The 16,127-nt window shown below is 62.4% G+C and carries 13 protein-coding genes; 7 read left to right on the forward strand and 6 right to left on the reverse strand.

Annotation, left to right across the window (positions count from 1 at the left end):
• Nucleotides 1-127: 127 nt before the first annotated feature.
• The 4 genes from LOM8899_RS17170 to LOM8899_RS17185 all read left to right on the forward strand — a co-directional run bounded on the left by LOM8899_RS17170 (nt 128) and on the right by LOM8899_RS17185 (nt 4,036).
• Nucleotides 128-1,549: an oligosaccharide flippase family protein gene (locus LOM8899_RS17170; protein WP_093993483.1), complete on the forward strand. Its 1,422-nt coding sequence runs from the start codon at nt 128-130 to the stop codon at nt 1,547-1,549.
• Nucleotides 1,550-1,736: 187 nt separating this feature from the next.
• Nucleotides 1,737-2,732, forward strand: coding sequence for a glycosyltransferase family 2 protein (locus LOM8899_RS17175; RefSeq protein WP_093993484.1), 996 nt, complete (start codon nt 1,737-1,739; stop codon nt 2,730-2,732).
• On the forward strand, nt 2,729-3,409 hold the full coding sequence (locus tag LOM8899_RS17180; RefSeq protein ID WP_093993485.1) for a polysaccharide deacetylase family protein: 681 nt from the start codon (nt 2,729-2,731) through the stop codon (nt 3,407-3,409). Before LOM8899_RS17175 ends, LOM8899_RS17180 begins: the two co-directional genes overlap by 4 nt.
• Nucleotides 3,410-3,433: 24 nt before the next feature.
• Nucleotides 3,434-4,036, forward strand: a complete 603-nt coding sequence (locus LOM8899_RS17185) for a class I SAM-dependent DNA methyltransferase (RefSeq protein WP_093993486.1) — start codon at nt 3,434-3,436, stop codon at nt 4,034-4,036.
• 3 nt (nt 4,037-4,039) lie between these two features.
• Here LOM8899_RS17185 and LOM8899_RS17190 read toward each other — a convergent pair whose 3' ends face one another.
• The 5 genes from LOM8899_RS17190 to LOM8899_RS17210 all read right to left on the reverse strand — a co-directional run bounded on the left by LOM8899_RS17190 (nt 4,040) and on the right by LOM8899_RS17210 (nt 10,330).
• The gene (locus LOM8899_RS17190; RefSeq protein ID WP_093993487.1) at nt 4,040-5,212 is read right to left on the reverse strand and encodes a GNAT family N-acetyltransferase; all 1,173 of its coding nucleotides are present in this window, start codon (nt 5,210-5,212) and stop codon (nt 4,040-4,042) included.
• A gap of 115 nt (nt 5,213-5,327) precedes the next feature.
• A complete protein-coding gene (locus LOM8899_RS17195; protein ID WP_093993488.1) occupies nt 5,328-6,569 on the reverse strand; it encodes a glycosyltransferase family 4 protein in 1,242 nt (413 codons plus the stop codon).
• A 187-nt stretch (nt 6,570-6,756) separates the two neighbouring features.
• Nucleotides 6,757-7,401: a class I SAM-dependent methyltransferase gene (locus LOM8899_RS17200; protein ID WP_093993489.1), complete on the reverse strand. Its 645-nt coding sequence runs from the start codon at nt 7,399-7,401 to the stop codon at nt 6,757-6,759.
• Between the two features lie 99 nt (nt 7,402-7,500).
• Nucleotides 7,501-8,910 carry an O-antigen ligase family protein gene (locus LOM8899_RS17205; RefSeq protein WP_093993490.1) on the reverse strand — a complete coding sequence of 470 codons (1,410 nt, stop codon included), beginning with the start codon at nt 8,908-8,910 and terminating at the stop codon, nt 7,501-7,503.
• A 112-nt stretch (nt 8,911-9,022) separates the two neighbouring features.
• Nucleotides 9,023-10,330: a right-handed parallel beta-helix repeat-containing protein gene (locus LOM8899_RS17210; protein WP_093993491.1), complete on the reverse strand. Its 1,308-nt coding sequence runs from the start codon at nt 10,328-10,330 to the stop codon at nt 9,023-9,025.
• 224 nt (nt 10,331-10,554) lie between these two features.
• Here LOM8899_RS17210 and LOM8899_RS17215 point away from each other — a divergent pair, with 224 nt between their 5' ends.
• From LOM8899_RS17215 to LOM8899_RS17225, 3 genes are all read left to right on the forward strand, one after another.
• A complete protein-coding gene (locus LOM8899_RS17215) occupies nt 10,555-12,594 on the forward strand; it encodes a type I secretion system permease/ATPase (protein ID WP_245820586.1) in 2,040 nt (679 codons plus the stop codon).
• Nucleotides 12,591-13,910: an HlyD family type I secretion periplasmic adaptor subunit gene (locus LOM8899_RS17220; protein ID WP_093993492.1), complete on the forward strand. Its 1,320-nt coding sequence runs from the start codon at nt 12,591-12,593 to the stop codon at nt 13,908-13,910. Before LOM8899_RS17215 ends, LOM8899_RS17220 begins: the two co-directional genes overlap by 4 nt.
• Before the next feature lie 294 nt (nt 13,911-14,204).
• Entirely contained in the window at nt 14,205-15,674 is a 1,470-nt protein-coding gene (locus LOM8899_RS17225) for an efflux transporter outer membrane subunit (protein ID WP_133065061.1), read from the forward strand.
• A gap of 87 nt (nt 15,675-15,761) precedes the next feature.
• Here LOM8899_RS17225 and LOM8899_RS23465 read toward each other — a convergent pair whose 3' ends face one another.
• Entirely contained in the window at nt 15,762-15,935 is a 174-nt protein-coding gene (locus tag LOM8899_RS23465; RefSeq protein ID WP_168770587.1) for a hypothetical protein, read from the reverse strand.
• Nucleotides 15,936-16,127: the final 192 nt, after the last annotated feature.

A 16,127-nucleotide genomic window follows, 5' to 3' on the forward strand; every position in this document is an offset into this window, starting at 1 on the left:
CCGCTTACGCAGGATGGGACGCCGGGCCGATGATCACCTTGACCGGACATCGGCAAACCGAAAGAAGGTCAGGATGCCGTCTCTGGCCGTGAAGAAATAGACGCAGACCTTAGGAGTGCACATTTCAATGGCCCGCATAGCGCTGCTGATCCTGTCTGGCAATGCGGCGACGTCGTTCTTTCTTCTGGTGCGCAACCTTCTGATCGCCCGTCTGATCTCGGTCGAGGATTACGGGATCGGGGCGACCTTTGCGGTCGCTATGGCGATCGTCGAAATGGCCTCGTTTCTGGGCTTGCAACAGCAGATCATACAGGACCGGGATGGCAACGACCCGAGGTTTCAGGCGGCCTTGCAGGGCTTTCAGCTGCTGCGTGGCGTGATCGCCGCGATCGTCATGTTCCTGATGGCGGACTGGATTGCGGCATTCCTGGGGATTCCGGAAGTGGCCTGGGCCTATCAACTCATGGCCGTGGTGCCGCTTCTGAACGGCCTCCAGCATTTCGATATCCACCGGCTGAACCGTGAGATGCGGTTCATGCCGCTGCTGCTGACCGGGCTGCTGCCGGCGGTTCTGTCGGTGGTCGCGGTCTGGCCACTCTACCTCTGGTTCGGCGATTATCGGGTGACGCTTTATGCGTTGATCTTCTTCATCGCCGTTTCCGTTGCGACATCCCATCTGATGGCGCAACGGCCCTACCAGATCGCCTTTGACAGGGCGGTCATCCGACGCTCCCTGTCATTCGGCTGGCCGCTTCTCGTGAACGGCTTTCTGCTGTTTCTGGTGTTTCAGGGCGACAAGATGATCGTCGGGCGGGAACTGGGAATGGAGACGCTGGCAATCTTTGCGATGGGAATGACACTGGCGCTCTCGCCCGCCCTAATCATCTCAAAAAGTGCCCAGAACTTCTTTCTGCCGCAACTGTCACAATCGGATATCAGCGCCGCACAGTTCCAACAGCGGGGGATCCTCGCTGTCGAGACTGTTCTGGCGATGACGCTGGCCTTTGTGCTCGGCATGGCTTTGCTGGGACCTGCCGTCGTGCATCTGTTGCTGGGGGAAAGCTATGCGGAACTGGCCACCCTTTTGATCTGGTTTGCCATCGTGCAAGGCCTGCGGATCTTCAAGGTCGGACCACAGACCATTGCCATGGCCCTGGGCCACACCCGCAATGATATGTATGCCAATATCGCCCGGATACTGGTGTTTCCCGCGGCCTGGTATTGGGCCGTTGTGTCGGGGGACCTGCTCATCTTGTTGGGGATCGCGCTGTTGGGTGAGGCTCTGGCTCTGATCGTCGCGCTCTACCTGCTGCAACGGCGCTGCCAATTTCCGGTACGGCTGATCCGGCGCCCGATGATTGGGTCTGTCCTGGCATTGGTGGTCGCGGGCCTTTTGGCAGGCCTTCCCGCACTGAACCCGCAAGTGCCTATCGCAGGACCGCTGCTGGCTCTTATCGGCGCCGTGGTGATTTGCGCCATTACGTATATAGCACTCCCAACATTGCGCGCGCTCTTGCTGAAACGCAGGCAAGGGCCAACCGTTCAATGACGACGACCGAACAGAATGAGCAGGAACAGTTCTGTCACAGCAAGCCTTCAACCTCCGAGGGGATTTCCAGACCCCGTCAAATGCCGGAAACACTTGATCCGTCAGCCAGACGAGGGGATGTTACCCGCAATCGGCGCACCACGTGGAGGCAGTCGGCTCAAACCACGCGCATCCAGAGGCTTTCCCTATGATCGGTGTGATTATCGTAACCTTTCAGTCGGCGGATGTGATCGCCGCCTGCCTTGAAAGCCTGCGCACAAGCACCCAGCCCGACCTGCATGTCGTTGTCTGCGACAATGCCTCCGACGATGGGACACTCGAGGTTATCCGCAACTGGGCAGATGCCAACAACGTGGCCCTTGCAGAGCTTTCGCCCGACGGACCGCCTGTGTCTACCGGGTTCTCGATCCTGAGCACCGGTGGCAATCTGGGCTTCGCCGGGGCGGTGAACGCCGGGCTGAAACGCCTTTTGGCGGTGCCCGACCTTGATCTGTTCTGGGTTCTCAACCCCGACAGCGAAGCGTTGCCCGACACTGCCAGCGCCTTTGCTCGCAAGGCGCGCGAGGCCGGGCCCTTTGCCCTTATGGGTGGGCGGATCAGATACCATGAGGCGCCCGGACATATCCAATCTGACGGCGGCGTCGTGTTCCCCTGGTCGGGTATCTGCAAGAATCTCAACAGTGGTCTCTTGCCTGAGAGCGCCGTTCTCCCGGACGCCGAAACGCTGGACTTCATCTCCGGTGCAAGCCTTGTCGCCTCGCGGCGCTTTGTCGAGCAAGCAGGCCTGATGGTGGAAGATTACTTTCTGTATTATGAAGAGGTCGACTGGGCGGCGCGGCGCGGAGATCTGCCGTTGATCTTGTGCCCAGAGGCGGAAGTGCTGCATCACGGTGGTACCACCATCGGCACGGGCGCGATGAACAGAAGGCCCTCGCCGTTCGCGAATTACTTCAACTACCGCAACAGGATGCGGTTCGTGCGCCGGTTCCGGCCGCTGGCCCTGCCAACGACATGGTTTTTGTCGATGCTGCGGGTCGCCAAATTGATGTTGCTTGGGGCGATGGACGAAGCGGCTGCCGCCGCCCGAGGGCTGAACGGTTTGCCGCCACCCGCCGCAGTCCGCGACAGGATCGCGCCGGGTGATCGGTTCCGGGCCTTTGGAACAGGCAAGAGGCCATCATGAGCAGCCCCCTGTGCATCCTCAATTTCCATGGCATTGGCACGCCCCATGCCAATGTGGCAGAAGACGAGGCCCGCTATTGGGTCAGCCGCGATCAATTTCTGGCCATGCTGGACCGCATCAAGCTGTTGTCCAGCCGTGGCACACAGATCAAGATCACCTTTGACGACGGCAATCTGTCGGACCTGGAAATCGCCTGTCCCGCTCTGCAAGATCGCAATTTGGTGGGGCATTTCTTTGTGCTGACAGGGCGTCTGGACGATCCGGCCTATCTGTCCGCAGGTCAGGTCCGGGACCTGCTGGCCAAAGGCATGGAGATCGGTCTCCACGGGCAGGATCACGTCGATTGGCGCAAGGCAGACGCTCCCCAGCTGCAGACCGAAACGATCACGGCTCGCGACACTCTGAGCCGGATCACAGGCCGCCCGGTCGAGACGGTTGCGATCCCCTTCGGTGCCTACAATGCGCGCGTCATAAAACACCTCAAGGCATCCGGCTTCAAAGAGATATACACCAGCGATGGCGGGCATGCCGCGCAGAACCAACCGCTGCGGCACCGCACCTCGGTCCGCTCGGATATGGATGTCAGCCGGATCGACGCCATCGTCGCGGACAGCGCGCCCGCAAGGGCCAAGATCAAGCGCACCGTCAAGAGTTGGCTCAAATCGAATGTCATCTGAGGCCGCCCGACCGGAGAAAACAGCATGAACCCCGTAAACGTCTTGGCCAAACTCTGGAAACGCCTGATGCTCCGGGGATCAGAGTTTGGCGGCTCCTACGGCAAATTGCGGCTGCTCTATTCGCTCGAAGACCCGTGGGATATGGCCTCCCCGCGCGAACAGCACCGGTTTGCGCAGACCTTGGCCCAGCTGCAGTCGATGGCACCGCGTTTCGGCAGCGTGCTCGAATTCGGATGCGGTGAGGGGCATCAGAGCCTATCCCTGATCGGTATCAGCGACCGGCTTCACGGCGTCGACATCAGCCCGGCCGCCGTGGCACGTGCCGGCAATCGCTGCCCGCAGGCCAGCTTTGAAGTGGCCGCCCTCGAGGATGCGCTGACGATCATCCCAGACCAGCGGTTCGATCTGATCACAGCCTGCGAGGTGCTGTATTACGCTATGGATATCGACGATATCCTGGGCAAGCTGCAAAGCCGGACGGACAGGCTATATGTCTCGAACTACAAGCCCCGGTCAGACAAGATGCGGGCCAGCTTTGCTGGCGACGGGTGGCGCAGGCTGGAGGATATCCGCTTTGAGGATACGGTCTGGGAATGCTTCGTCTGGGAGGCACCGGAGCGGCGCTGAGCCTCAAACCGGATGAACTTGGTCCCAGTCATGGTCCGCCTTGGTAAAGTGCCAGCCATCAGGGTTCTGCGCCAATCGGTCCCGAAGCTCGGCATCGGTGCAGACAACCGTGGGATACATGGTCTTGGTGGCGATGAAACCAGCCCGCGACAGGGCCTCGCGCCACGCGGGCGTCGAGGCGGCGGCTTCGATATATTCCACACTGGGACGCAAGACCCGGCAGGCATGGGCAACCAGCGCGTCCAGCGCCTCGTGGTCCCGCGGGTCCGCGAACACATCCACGATCACGCCCAATGGCAGCTCGTCCTTCACCCCCACGCGCGTCACAACGTATCCCACGAGGCTCCCGTCCCGGCGCAGCAGGAAACAGCGGTAGTCCAGCCCGGGAGCTTGCGTGAAACGCCAGTTGAGAAAACGCACGGAGCGTTCGAAGACAGCCGGAAACAGACCCCGGTTAGCCGCCCAGAGCGCATCGAGGCTGTTCGGAAAATGATCGACTTCAGCGATGCTCAGGCGCGCCGGCAGCAGCTTTGGGGCGCGCCATCGACGCCATGCGCCAAACAGGCGGCTGGCACCGGCCAGTATCATCGGGGCAATCCGGCTCGCATTGAACAGACGGATGGCCGCTCTGCGTGAGGCCGACCCCGCGCCCGCTTTATAGGCCAGAAACCTCATGACCGTCCGCGTTGACAGCCGGTAGGGCAGAATGAACTGCCGGGTCGGCCCCAGCGTCAAACATCCGGCCCGTTCGGCAACCCGCCGCGTCGCGGGCGCCATAGTCAAGGTCACCAGCACCGGGCGTTCGACCATGATCGCCTCATGGATGCGGTGGCTCAGCCCTTGGCCTCTGTAGTCCGGATGCACCATCACATCGACGATCCAACCGGCTGGCACCGGCCCTGCTTCATGCCAGAGCATCCCGTCCTGAACGGCGATTTCTCCGACGACGCGCCGCCCGTCAAATGCCAGCCAAATCGTCGGGGCCGTTTCGCTGGCAGGACGAAACGGGTTGTCTTCGAATTGCCACGCATGACGGGCAGCATCCTTGAAGGGCGCACCGAGGCCATAGGTCTGCCCGACAAAGTCCAGCAATGCCGGAAGATCTTCGGCCGTTGCCCGTCTGACGACGAGCGGCGGTCGGGGCTCCTTCGGAGAGGGCTGATCGTTCTGTATCAAGCGCTGTTTCCTTACCGCACCGCGTCATGCACGGAGGACCTCGATTTCAGCATAATCTGACCATGCCGTGGTGAAACCACAAGCGCCACTCCACCTCTCCAAACCCTGTGCTGTTTTACTTTTCATCTTCGGGACTGCCATCGCTACGACCCAGTACGGAGCGATAATGCCCCACGAGAGCCGCGGCCTTCTGGTCCCAGAACCCTTCCTTGGCGAGCTTGGCGCGTCCGGCGTCGCCCATTGATCGGCGCAATTCCGGGTCTGTTGCGAGTGTCCGGATTGCCTCTGCGACATCGCGGGCCAACTGCTCGGGCGTCTCCACCGGGACTTTGAGACCGGTCGTGTCATCCACGATCCAATTCGGCCCCCCCGTCGCCGCTGCGATGATCGGAAGTCCCCAACCCATCGCTTCATAGAGCACGCCACCCGTGGGTTCCCGGAAACTGGGGAATACGAAAATGTCGGCTTCTTTATAGAGTTCGTCCACCTCGGCACGCGGAATGAGGCCTAGAAACCGGACACGGTCGGCGACGCCCAGACGGGCCGCCTCTTGTTTGCAAAAGGCGATCTCCTCGCCCTCTCCCGCGCTGGTCAGAGAAATATCGCTCAGGTCCTTGAGCTGTGCCATGGCGCGGATCACCTCGCGCAATCCCTTGGTCCGGACGCCACGACCCACGTGCAGCAGCTTCAGCCCCGCCCCTGTGGCGGGCTTGGGCGACAATTCGGGGAGCGTGTCTATGCCGAGTTCGAGGATGTTTTCATAGCGCTGCAGCGGGATCGAACGAAGCTTCTCCTCCACATAGGGTGCCACCCCTGCCACGAGCGCGGCACCGGAATAGCTCTGGCGCAATCCCGGGTCAAAGCGTAGCCGCAGATCATCCAGCGCCCGCAAGCGGGTATACCACACAGGTTTGCCCATCTCGGATTTGAACCCTGCCGGTGTGGGAAGCGATCCGCCAAGGGGGCCGATCACATAAGGCATCTTGAAGTGTCGGAAGGGGCTGGCATAGCGCGGAGCGAGCGGCATGATCTGGTGGCCAATGTCAAAGGCCTCGGGGTTCTTGGCCAGATACCCTTTGACTTTTGCCGCAAAGAAGAACCAATCCGGCTTCACCATCGCGCGGAACCGTTTACCGACAAGGATCTTCGGATCGGGCCATGTCACCACCTTTGCCTCGGGTAGCTGGTCCTGCAATGGATCGTGCGTGGGGCTTTGCAGGGCCAACACGGTCAGGGCCAGTTTGCTCGAAAGAGCCTCCGCCCATTTGAACGCAACGAAACCTTCGCCCGTCGACTGACGTGAAATGTGCGGTGCGATCAGCAAAGCCCTGATGGCAGGCGAAGATGGTTCAGTCATGACATGGTCTTTCTTCTTTGCCTTGAAAATAGCAGTCGGCCGCTATCCGAACTAGGTACAAATACGCCTCGATCCTCGAGCAGCCCCAACGATGGGACGCTATCGTCAGGTGCAGTTTCCAGTTCCCCGTCGCAAAGCTGAAACCGCAAGGCTTGAAAACCACAGCAATATCATCCTGAACTGGGCGCTACCCCACCCGGATCAGATACTGGAGTTCGAACAGCCCGCGCATCCGACCCAGCGTCAGGGCATTGGCCAGTCGCCAGCGCTTGGCCGACAAGCGTCCTTCGAGCTGCTGCACTTTCAGCCCGCTGCACGTCATCAACTCAATCGCCGATTTGCGGGTAAACCAGCGCATATGGGTGCGATCAAGAAGCCCCTTGTCGGTGAGATCGAAGGTTCCCTTCACCACCAAAGGATAGACTACTTGCCAATGCCGGATGTTTGGCAAGCTTGCTACGATCACACCGCCCGGACGCAGCAAGGGCGTCAATTGGCGCACCGCGCTCCATGGATCCACAAGGTGCTCCAGCACATCAAGGCACAGGATCGTGTCAAATTTCTCGCCGATCTCGGCCAAGGCATTGTCGCTGTCGAGATTGACCGAAGCATGCGCATCCACCCCGGGCAGGAAACCGTCTTCGATGATATCGAGTACAAACACCCGGTCGGCCCGGCCCTGCTCCTTGAGGTAGACCGAGGTGGCCCCGATGCCCCCACCCACGTCCAGGACACGGCCGACCTTGTCGGGCATGATCGCGATCGCATCGTGACGAACCAGATCATGATACCCTGTCTTGACGTCGCTTGCGCTCTTTGACTCGTCTTTCACGACCTCTGGTCCTCGCTGAGTTGGTGGGCCGTAATGTCAGCACCGTGAAGGCTTTGCATAAAGCGTCTCCTTGAAAAGTGGGCTTGGTTAAATCGGTAACTAAAATCGGGTAAAGCGAGATTTGTGACCAGCTGGCGGAGCCTGCTGACCGGCTCTGACCACGCTTTGCGACCGGATAGGCTCTGGCTCCGCTTCGTTGTCATCCTTGCGCTCGTGTCGCGGCGTGGCCTCCAGAAACCATACACCGGCCCCGAACATGAAGAAGACAAAGGAATACATATTTCCCCAGACATGCACGGTAAAGAGCATGAAACTGAGGCCCATAAAGGTGAAAACCCAGGCCCGGCGTAACTGCATCAGTTGTGCGTCCCCCTCAAGGTTGCGCCACATGACCCGCCAGAGCACGATGATATATCCCAACGCCACAAAGAGAAAGCCGGGGATGCCGTAGCTCATTGCCATCAGGAGCCAGAAATTGTCCACACTGGAGGTAACCATCCACTCCGCGCGCACCCAATCGTTCAGGCCAATGCCGAAGACCGGGTTTGCAAAGACATTCACCATCCCCCATTCAAAGGTCAGAACCCTATAATAGCCTGTCCCTGCCGAAAACGTCATATAGCTAAAGAAGACGTAGATCGGTTTCCTGTTCGACAGCAGATCGACTGCGACATAGGCCAGAACGAAAAGCCCGGCCAAGAGCCACCAGCGCCACCAGAACCTCCTAAAAATGATCGACCAAAGAAGAAGGCCCAACTGAAGCGCCAATGCGATGATCGCAGCACTCGACAGCGCCAGAAAACCGGTGATAAAAATCAGTGCGCTACTGACCAGCCGCCTTGTGGTGTTCATTGTGCCTTTCAACCCCACGACACACAGCGACATCGCGATCGCGGCAAACAGACCAAAGTGGATGGCATGGGCAAACGCCCCCTGAACCCGGTTAAACCCAAGCCGTTTATCTTGTGCGATCTCGGGGACTGTGCCGAGTCCCGGCAGTGATCCCAGTATCTCCAGCAGGGGATGGCGCTCCGTCACCGCTTCGACAATCGCAAACGGCATCAGGAACAGCACAATCCCCACCAACAGCCGGCACAGGCCCAGAAAATCTTCGGGCGACCGGATATAGGCGCGCGCCAGAACATACCCGCCGATGAACTCAATGCCGATCGAACCCGCCTGTTCGACCACCCGATCCGGGTTGTTGACGGCCAGCGCCACAGTCGCCCACAGGACATGACAGAAAAATAGAATATCCGTTGCGAGCACCCGGCCGTATTTGCCCATCAGCAGTCGGATGGTCAGCGGAATGATCATCACGATCAGCAGCAGCCGCACCGAGGTCATGTTCAGAGGCCCGACCGGGATACTGACCGGAAAGACAACGCACATCACATAGATCAGCACCGGAACCGGCAGCCGAGCGACCGTTGCCACAGCCTCCGAGAACGCGCCCGCGGCGCGGGGGTCCCGCGCGTCGGGACGACGGTGGGTCAGGGCTTGGGTCAATGGGCGCTCTCTTGCGGCTCGTGCAACGATCTTGGTCTATACCACAGCTTGGTGGCGAGAATGAGACCCGATCTTTCCAAAGCGCGCGCGTGACATCGCGACACCGGCGGTGTCAGAACCGCGACGGCGGGCCAGTCACCGACGCATCAAGCCACGTCGCTCCGATCCCGGTCCCATCAAGCGGCCCCCCAGGACGCGCGGCAAAAGAAGCGGGCTGCGTGGGATCGACCAGCGACGCCTGCCCGAACACAGTGTTATAAAAGCCCGGAAAGGCCCGGCCTCTGTCCTGCACGATCACGTTGTCGCGCACCCGCCAGTCGGACTGATCCTCGTGCCCCATGATTCCGGCCGTAACGTTCCGTGCGATCACGACGTCTTCGGCCGCTGGATTGACCCGTATTTGCGGCTCCCACAGTGGAGAGGGTGGCGGTGGATCGATCTGGCCCAAGGCCAGCGCATTGCGCACCATAGTGTTGTTGGAAATGACCAGACCACGGGTCTCACCCACCATGACACCGTGGAGATGGGCGTTGAGGATCACATTATTGCTGACCTCGATATTGCGGTAGTACATCTCGGCCCCGGCTGCTCCGGTATCGACCATTTCGTTGCGCATGAAGATCGACTGGGTCCATCCGCCCCGGCCTGCATTCAGCAGGTTTCCGCGAATGCGCACGTTTCGGGTGGGGCCCACTGCCTGATTGGTCCAGAACTGGATCATGTCCGCGTGATCGGAACTGTCGATATTGCGGGTAAAATCGTGAATGTGATTGCCTTCGAGCGCCACGTCCTGCACGGCGACAAAATTCATCCCGTCCGAGCGAAGACTGTGGAAGTCGTTGGCCTGCACGACGAGGCCGCGCACATCGTCGCAGATCATGCCACGGCCAAAGCGGCGGACTTCGTTGCCCAGAACGCGGATCTGACGGCAGGTCCGGATGCTCAGGCCAAAACCGGTCGCATAGCCCTCGGCCACATCTGCGCCCGGTCCCGCCAAGTCCCCGTCAATCAGGCTGGAGCGCAGGGTGATGTCCTGACTGTCCCGTATCTGAAAGGGCCTGAAATAATAGGGATCGCCTGCCGCAAAGCGATACTTGAAGACCAACTGTTCAAACCTGACATTGCGGGTCGAATATACCATCAACTCAGCGATCCGGGCCGGATTGCCGGGATCAGCCGAACGCAGAACCAGCGGCGCTCCGGCCGACCAGTCGCCCTCGATGACGACCCTGCCGTAGTCACCGCCCTCCAGCAGCAGCGTGCCGCCCGCCGTGGCCCCGGCAATGGCTCCGGCCAATGTGGCAGGGGTCACCACTGTGGTCTGCGCATTCACTTCGCTCGCCCCGGACATAACGACGCCCGGCAGCAAAGCCGTGGACATCAACGCGCGCAGCGTCGCCCGTCTGGATGGGTTGTACATGGCCTACACCTCGTTCAAGGCCCCAACCTTGGGCCGAACCATGGCCCTGGTCAATCATCGATCCTTGTATCCGAAACGACACGAGAAGCCGTGAAAATTGATCATAATAATGTGCCGACGGGCTGGTTTTCGCCTTATTTTTTGACATTTTTTGCACTAAACCATACGCAGACCCTCAGTGAAATAGCGCCTTCCCGGCCGTTTCGCGGGGCAAGGGGCAATACATGCAGGCAATGCAGGGGCACAAATCGGACGTGATAGGTGCGGTCGGGGATCCATACCGGACGGCGCTCAAACGGTTGCGCCCGTCGCTCATCGTGGTGGTGCTGCTGAGTGCGGCGGTCAATCTGCTGGCGCTGACAGGGTCGATCTACATGCTTCAGGTCTACGACCGGGTGCTGTCGAGCCGGTCTGTCCAGACCCTCGTCGGGCTCTTTGTGATCGTCGTCGTGCTCTACAGCTTCTTTGCCCTGTTCGACGCGCTGCGGGCGCGGTTCCTGTCGCGGGCGGCCCTGCGGCTCGACAACGATCTGGCAGGGGCGGCGTTTCGGATTGCGCTGCTTCCCGGAGCAGACAAGGTGCAGGCCACGGCTCTGGCCAATCTGAACGTCCTGCGCGGCTTTCTGTCGAGCGCGGGGGCCACCACGATCGCCGATCTGCCCTTCATGCCCCTGTTCATGACAGTGCTGTTCCTGATCCATCCCTGGCTCGGGTTTCTGACGATCGGCGGGGCGGCGGTGGTGTGCGTGATCGCTCTGATCAACCGGGCCGTCACGGCGCCAAGCCTGTCGCGCAGTCTGACCCTTGATGCGCAGGAACGCGGGTTCTCGGTCGAAAGCAGCCGCAGCGCGGATGCGGTCCGGGCCATGCGGATGCAGACGGCCGTCACCGGACACTGGCTCAAGCTGCACAAGAAGGCACTGGCCAGCGGTCAGTCCGGCAATGAACCGTCCGAGGTTCTGGCCGCCTCGAGCCGCAGCTTCAGAATGCTGCTGCAATCGTCGATCCTGACGCTCGGGGCCTATCTGGTGCTTCTCGAACAGATCTCGCCAGGAATGATCATCGCCTCGTCGATCCTCGCCGGGCGGGCGCTTGCACCGGTCGATCAGTTGATCGGCCATTGGCGCACCATCGCCCGCAGCCTGACGGCACACCGGCATCTGGCCGCGGCCTTCGCGGCCCTGCCTCAAGGCGAAGACGCGATCGAACTGCCCGCGCCCAAAGGCCACGTCAGCGTCCGCAAGCTCACCAAACTGGGGGCCGATGCGTCGGGGGTGGACCCGCGCCGGATCGTCTCCGACGCGAGCTTTTCGCTCCAGGCCGGCGACGGGCTTGGTGTCATCGGCGCCTCGGCCTCGGGGAAAACCACATTGGCACGGCTCCTGGTCGGGGCGACCCATGCCGACGGCGGCGAGGTCCGGCTCGATGGGGCGACCCTCGAACAATGGCCCTCCCGGCAACTGGGGCGGGCGATCGGCTATCTGCCGCAATCGCTCGAGCTGTTGCCCGGCACGATCCGCGACAACATCGCCCGGTTCGATCCCGAAGCCACCGACGAAGCGGTCATCGACGCGGCCATGCTGACGGGCATCCACGACATGATCATGACCCTGCCGAAAGGCTATGCGACCCGGATCTGCGACGCGGGCGCACCGTCGCCCCTGTCCGGCGGGCAGATCCAGCGGCTCGGGCTGGCACGGGCCGTCTTTGGATTGCCTGCGCTCGTCGTGCTTGATGAACCAAATGCCAATCTGGATATCTCCGGGGACGACGCTCTGGCCCGGACGATCACGGCGCTGCGGCGGTCCGGCTCGACGGTCATCGTGATGACGCACCGCCCCAGCGCCCTCGGGGCGGTGAACAAACTGCTGGTCCTCGACGCGGGCAGGATAAAGGCATTCGGCGACAAGGACGAGATCCTCGCCGCGCCAAGGGCCGCACCCGCCGCCAATGCGGCACCCGTGCCGTCCGCGGCGCCGGCATCGACGTTCAGAGCCGCGCCCCCGCGGCGCTCGGTCGTGGCCGTCGCCCCGGCCGGCGCCCCGAATGAGGCCCGGGCCAAGAGCCGAACCATCGTGAAACTCCCCCCACAGACGGCTCCGCAGACAGCGCCACACGCAGCTCCGCAGACAACGTCACGGACGGCGACACAGCCCGTCACAGACCCGCATTCCGAACCAGAGGCCGCCGCCAAGCCCAGAGCGCGGGCGGTGCCGATGGTGGTGCGCAAAGCAGGGCCCGCGCGGGCAAAGCGGCAGGCATGAGCAGCGCATCGGTCTCAACGGCGGGCGGGCCGCTCCTCGATCTGCGGCGGCCGGGCTGGATTGCGGCCCTGGCGGTTCTGGCACTTGTCGGAATCTTCGGGGTCTGGGCCGGGTTCACCGTGATCAACGGAGCGGTGATCGGATCGGGGCAGATCGCCGTCTCCGGCCGGACCAAGATCGTGCAAAGCCAGGACGGCGGCACCGTCGAAGCGGTGTTCGTGGCCGAAGGGGATTGGGTCGAACGGGGGCAACTCATTGCCCGGCTCGATCCCACGATCCATGCGATCAACCTCGATATCGCGCGCAGCCAACTGGCCGCCAGCCTGACCCTGCGCGCCCGGCTTCAGGCCGAACAGCAGGGGCTGAGCGAGATCGTCTTCAGCTATCCGGCCTTGCCCTTTCCCCTGCCCGATACCAGCGCCTTCGAAGACAGCGAGCGCCGGATCTTCGAAACCCGGGCGGCTCTGCTTGCCGGAGGCCGGGAACAACTGGCCGAAGCGCAACTGCAGATCGGCAATCAGATCACCGGGGTGACCGCCCAGATCGACGCGAGCGAACGGCAACTGAGCCTGCTGCAACGCGACGTGGCAAACCTCGAGAGCCTGATCCAGCAGGGGCTGGCACGGCAAAGCCGGCTGTCCGAACTCGAGCGGAGCCTTGCCGGCGTCGCAGGCGAACTGGCCGCACAGCAATCCGAACTGGCCCGCCTGTCGAACAGCCAACGCGAACAGGAGCTCGAAACGCTGCAAAGCGAACGCAGCTTCCTCGAGGATGTGGCGACGCAACTGCGCGAAGTGACCCAGCGCAGCGAGGAATTGATCCTCGAGATCGTCACGCGGCAGGCCCAGCTCGACCGGGTCAACATTCTGGCGCCCGCCGCCGGGGTCGTGCACACCCTGCAGGTCACATGGCCGGGCGAGGTCCTGCCCCCGGGCGGACAAGTCGCCGAAGTGGTGCCCACCCAGGATGAGATCGCCTTCGAATTGCAGCTGGACCCGCGGGCCATCGATCAGGTCTATCCCGGACAGGACGCACAGATCGTGCTCAGCTCGTTCGATCCACAGCAGACGCCTCGGCTGATCGCCAAGGTGGGGCTGGTGTCGCCCAATGCGATCACCGACGAACGCACCGGGGCAAGCCACTACCGGGTCACGCTGAACGTCACGCCCGAGCATCTGGAGGCCAGCGGGATCGATCCCCGGACCCTCGTGCCCGGCATGCCGATCGAGGCCTACCTGCAGACCGGCGGGCGGACCGTGCTGGCCTATCTGCTCAACCCCGTCCTTTCGCATCTGCGGCATACGTTCCGCGAGTAGCTCCGGGCCTGACGCAGGCCGCGTAAAGACGCACCGCGGCCAGATCTCCGAACCGGCAGGGGCGTTCTACAGCGTTCTGTGGCGATCTGCGGCGCTCGGCCCCGCCTGCGGCAGCTTTGGCACATTTTCCTGCAATTTTCGGCGCGAACCGCCGTTGTCCTTGGCGGCAGCCAGCGCGTCGCCCATTGTGACCGCAAAACAAGAACCGGCGGGCCGAAATCGGATCGCAGGGCAAAGTGCGCCGGACCCCGTGCACAGGGGCAGGGCGGACGATTGAGGAAAGGTCAGGGCAGAGTGACCGGACAACACAAGCGCCGTCTGTGGGCTTGCAACATGCTCATCGCGTCGAGCCTCGTCTTGGCGGGATGCGACACGTCCGAGCCCTACTCATCACCGACCTTCCCCTTCCTCGACAGCTTTCGCGGCGCCCCCGGAGCGGCGCCCGTGCTGTTGGACAATGCCAGATGGTGGACCCGGCTCGAAGATCCGGTCCTGCATCAGCTGATCATGCTCTCGCTGACGGACAACCTCGATCTGGCGGGGGCGCAGGAACGGGTGATCCAGGCGCGGGCCGAACGCGACAGCATCCCCGGCGGCAGCCTCGTGACACCTCGGGCAGACGGGCGTCTCGAAGGCAGCGTGGGCGAGGGCTATACGAGCAGCGCAAGCACCGAGCTGGGGTTTGACTGGATACTCGATCCCTACGGCGCGCGACGCGACGGGATCCGGGCGGCAACCGGGCGGATCGACATCGCCGAGACCGAAGTCGACGCGGCCCGCCTGCTGCTCTTGCTCAATGTCGCGAATGCCTATGTCCAGTTGCGCCACGATCAGCACGCTCTGGCGCTCAGCCGCCGAGAATTGTCAAACCGCCGCGCGACACTCGCCCAACTGCGGCGCGAAGCGGCCGCCGAAGAGGCGACGCGGCTGGATGTGACCCGTTCCGAGGCCCGGGTCGCCGAATTGCGCAGCCGGATGCCCGGAGAGGAGGCCGCCGTCAACGCCGGGCTGAACGAACTGGCGGTGCTCGCCGGACGGCAGCCGGGCACCCTGCCGGATCCGCTGGCAAGCCAACTTGCCGCCACCGCCGCCCAGCCGGTCCCCGGTCTGCCGCCTGATGTCGGGATCCCCGCCGACCTGTTGCGCAACCGACCAGACATCCGCATTGCCGAACGGCGCTATTATGTGGCCGTGGCCGAGATCGGACCCACCCGGGCCAATCTCTATCCCCGGCTGTCCCTGTCGGGGGTCATCACGCTGAACCTGCTCGGCGGCGGGGTCGATACCGAATACTACTTTGGCCCGGCCATCCAGTTTCCCGCTCTGCCGATGCAGGCCGGGCAGGCGGCGGTCGAGGCGCGGCACGCGCAGGCCCGCGACGCGCATCTGGCGTGGAAATCCACCGTGCTCAGCGCCATTCTCGAAGTCGAGAACGCGTTGATCGACTATAACGCCACAAGCACCGCTATCGGCTCCGCCCGCGAAGCTCAGCGGCTCTACCGCGAGGCCCTGAGCCTGACCCGGAACATCTTCGAGAACGAAGAAGCCACGCTCTCCGACGTGATCGCCGCCGAAGCGGATCTGGCCGCCGCCGAGCGGAACCTGGCCGCTCTTCGGCTGCGCCAGTCCCAAAGCTTCATCGCGCTCAACGTCCGGCTCGGCGCAGGCCACGAAGCGGGGGTGCCGACCGGCGGCGGGACAGGATTGATCGCGACAGCGGCAAACGCGACGGAGAGCAGCGAAACCGCGCCAAACACCAACTGAGCGGCACCGCGGAACCGACTTCAGGCAGCCCGTCGGGGTGATGTCAGTTGCCCGCCAGACAGGTCGAGGCGGGCCACTCTCTTGTGCCTACCTTGTACCCACGAATTCGAACAGATCATCCCTAGACGCGATCCGGGCGCGCAGCCGATAGCCCATCGCAAAGAGCGTCTCACGCCCTCTGGGATCACCACCGATCACGCGCATGTTCTCAATAAGGATCCAGTCGACCCGACGGTGATCGAGTTCCAAAGCATCGATCACAATCAGTTCTGCCCCTTCGACATCAATCAGCGCCAGAGTGACTTCGGAGAGATCAGGAACGAAATGGCCGCGCGGTCCACAGGGTACAGGATAGGTCTTGTGGCGCAGAGTCTCCAGCCTTCACCTCCTGTTGTCTTGGCATTCGCCGCCGCACTGCTTTGCGGCGCTACATCCAAAGATCCGCAAATACCG

The sequence above is a fragment of the Flavimaricola marinus genome, from assembly GCF_900184895.1.
Lineage (GTDB): Bacteria > Pseudomonadota > Alphaproteobacteria > Rhodobacterales > Rhodobacteraceae > Flavimaricola > Flavimaricola marinus.

Coding starts and splice junctions, on each gene's coding strand:
- LOM8899_RS17220 (WP_093993492.1), top strand. CDS start 12,591: ATGAGCAGCGCATCGGTCTCAACGGCGGGCGGGCCGCTCCTCGATCTG.
- LOM8899_RS17170 (WP_093993483.1), top strand. CDS start 128: ATGGCCCGCATAGCGCTGCTGATCCTGTCTGGCAATGCGGCGACGTCG.
- LOM8899_RS17185 (WP_093993486.1), top strand. CDS start 3,434: ATGAACCCCGTAAACGTCTTGGCCAAACTCTGGAAACGCCTGATGCTC.
- LOM8899_RS17180 (WP_093993485.1), top strand. CDS start 2,729: ATGAGCAGCCCCCTGTGCATCCTCAATTTCCATGGCATTGGCACGCCC.
- LOM8899_RS17210 (WP_093993491.1), bottom strand. CDS start 10,330: ATGTACAACCCATCCAGACGGGCGACGCTGCGCGCGTTGATGTCCACG.
- LOM8899_RS17215 (WP_245820586.1), top strand. CDS start 10,555: ATGCAGGCAATGCAGGGGCACAAATCGGACGTGATAGGTGCGGTCGGG.
- LOM8899_RS17195 (WP_093993488.1), bottom strand. CDS start 6,569: ATGACTGAACCATCTTCGCCTGCCATCAGGGCTTTGCTGATCGCACCG.
- LOM8899_RS17175 (WP_093993484.1), top strand. CDS start 1,737: ATGATCGGTGTGATTATCGTAACCTTTCAGTCGGCGGATGTGATCGCC.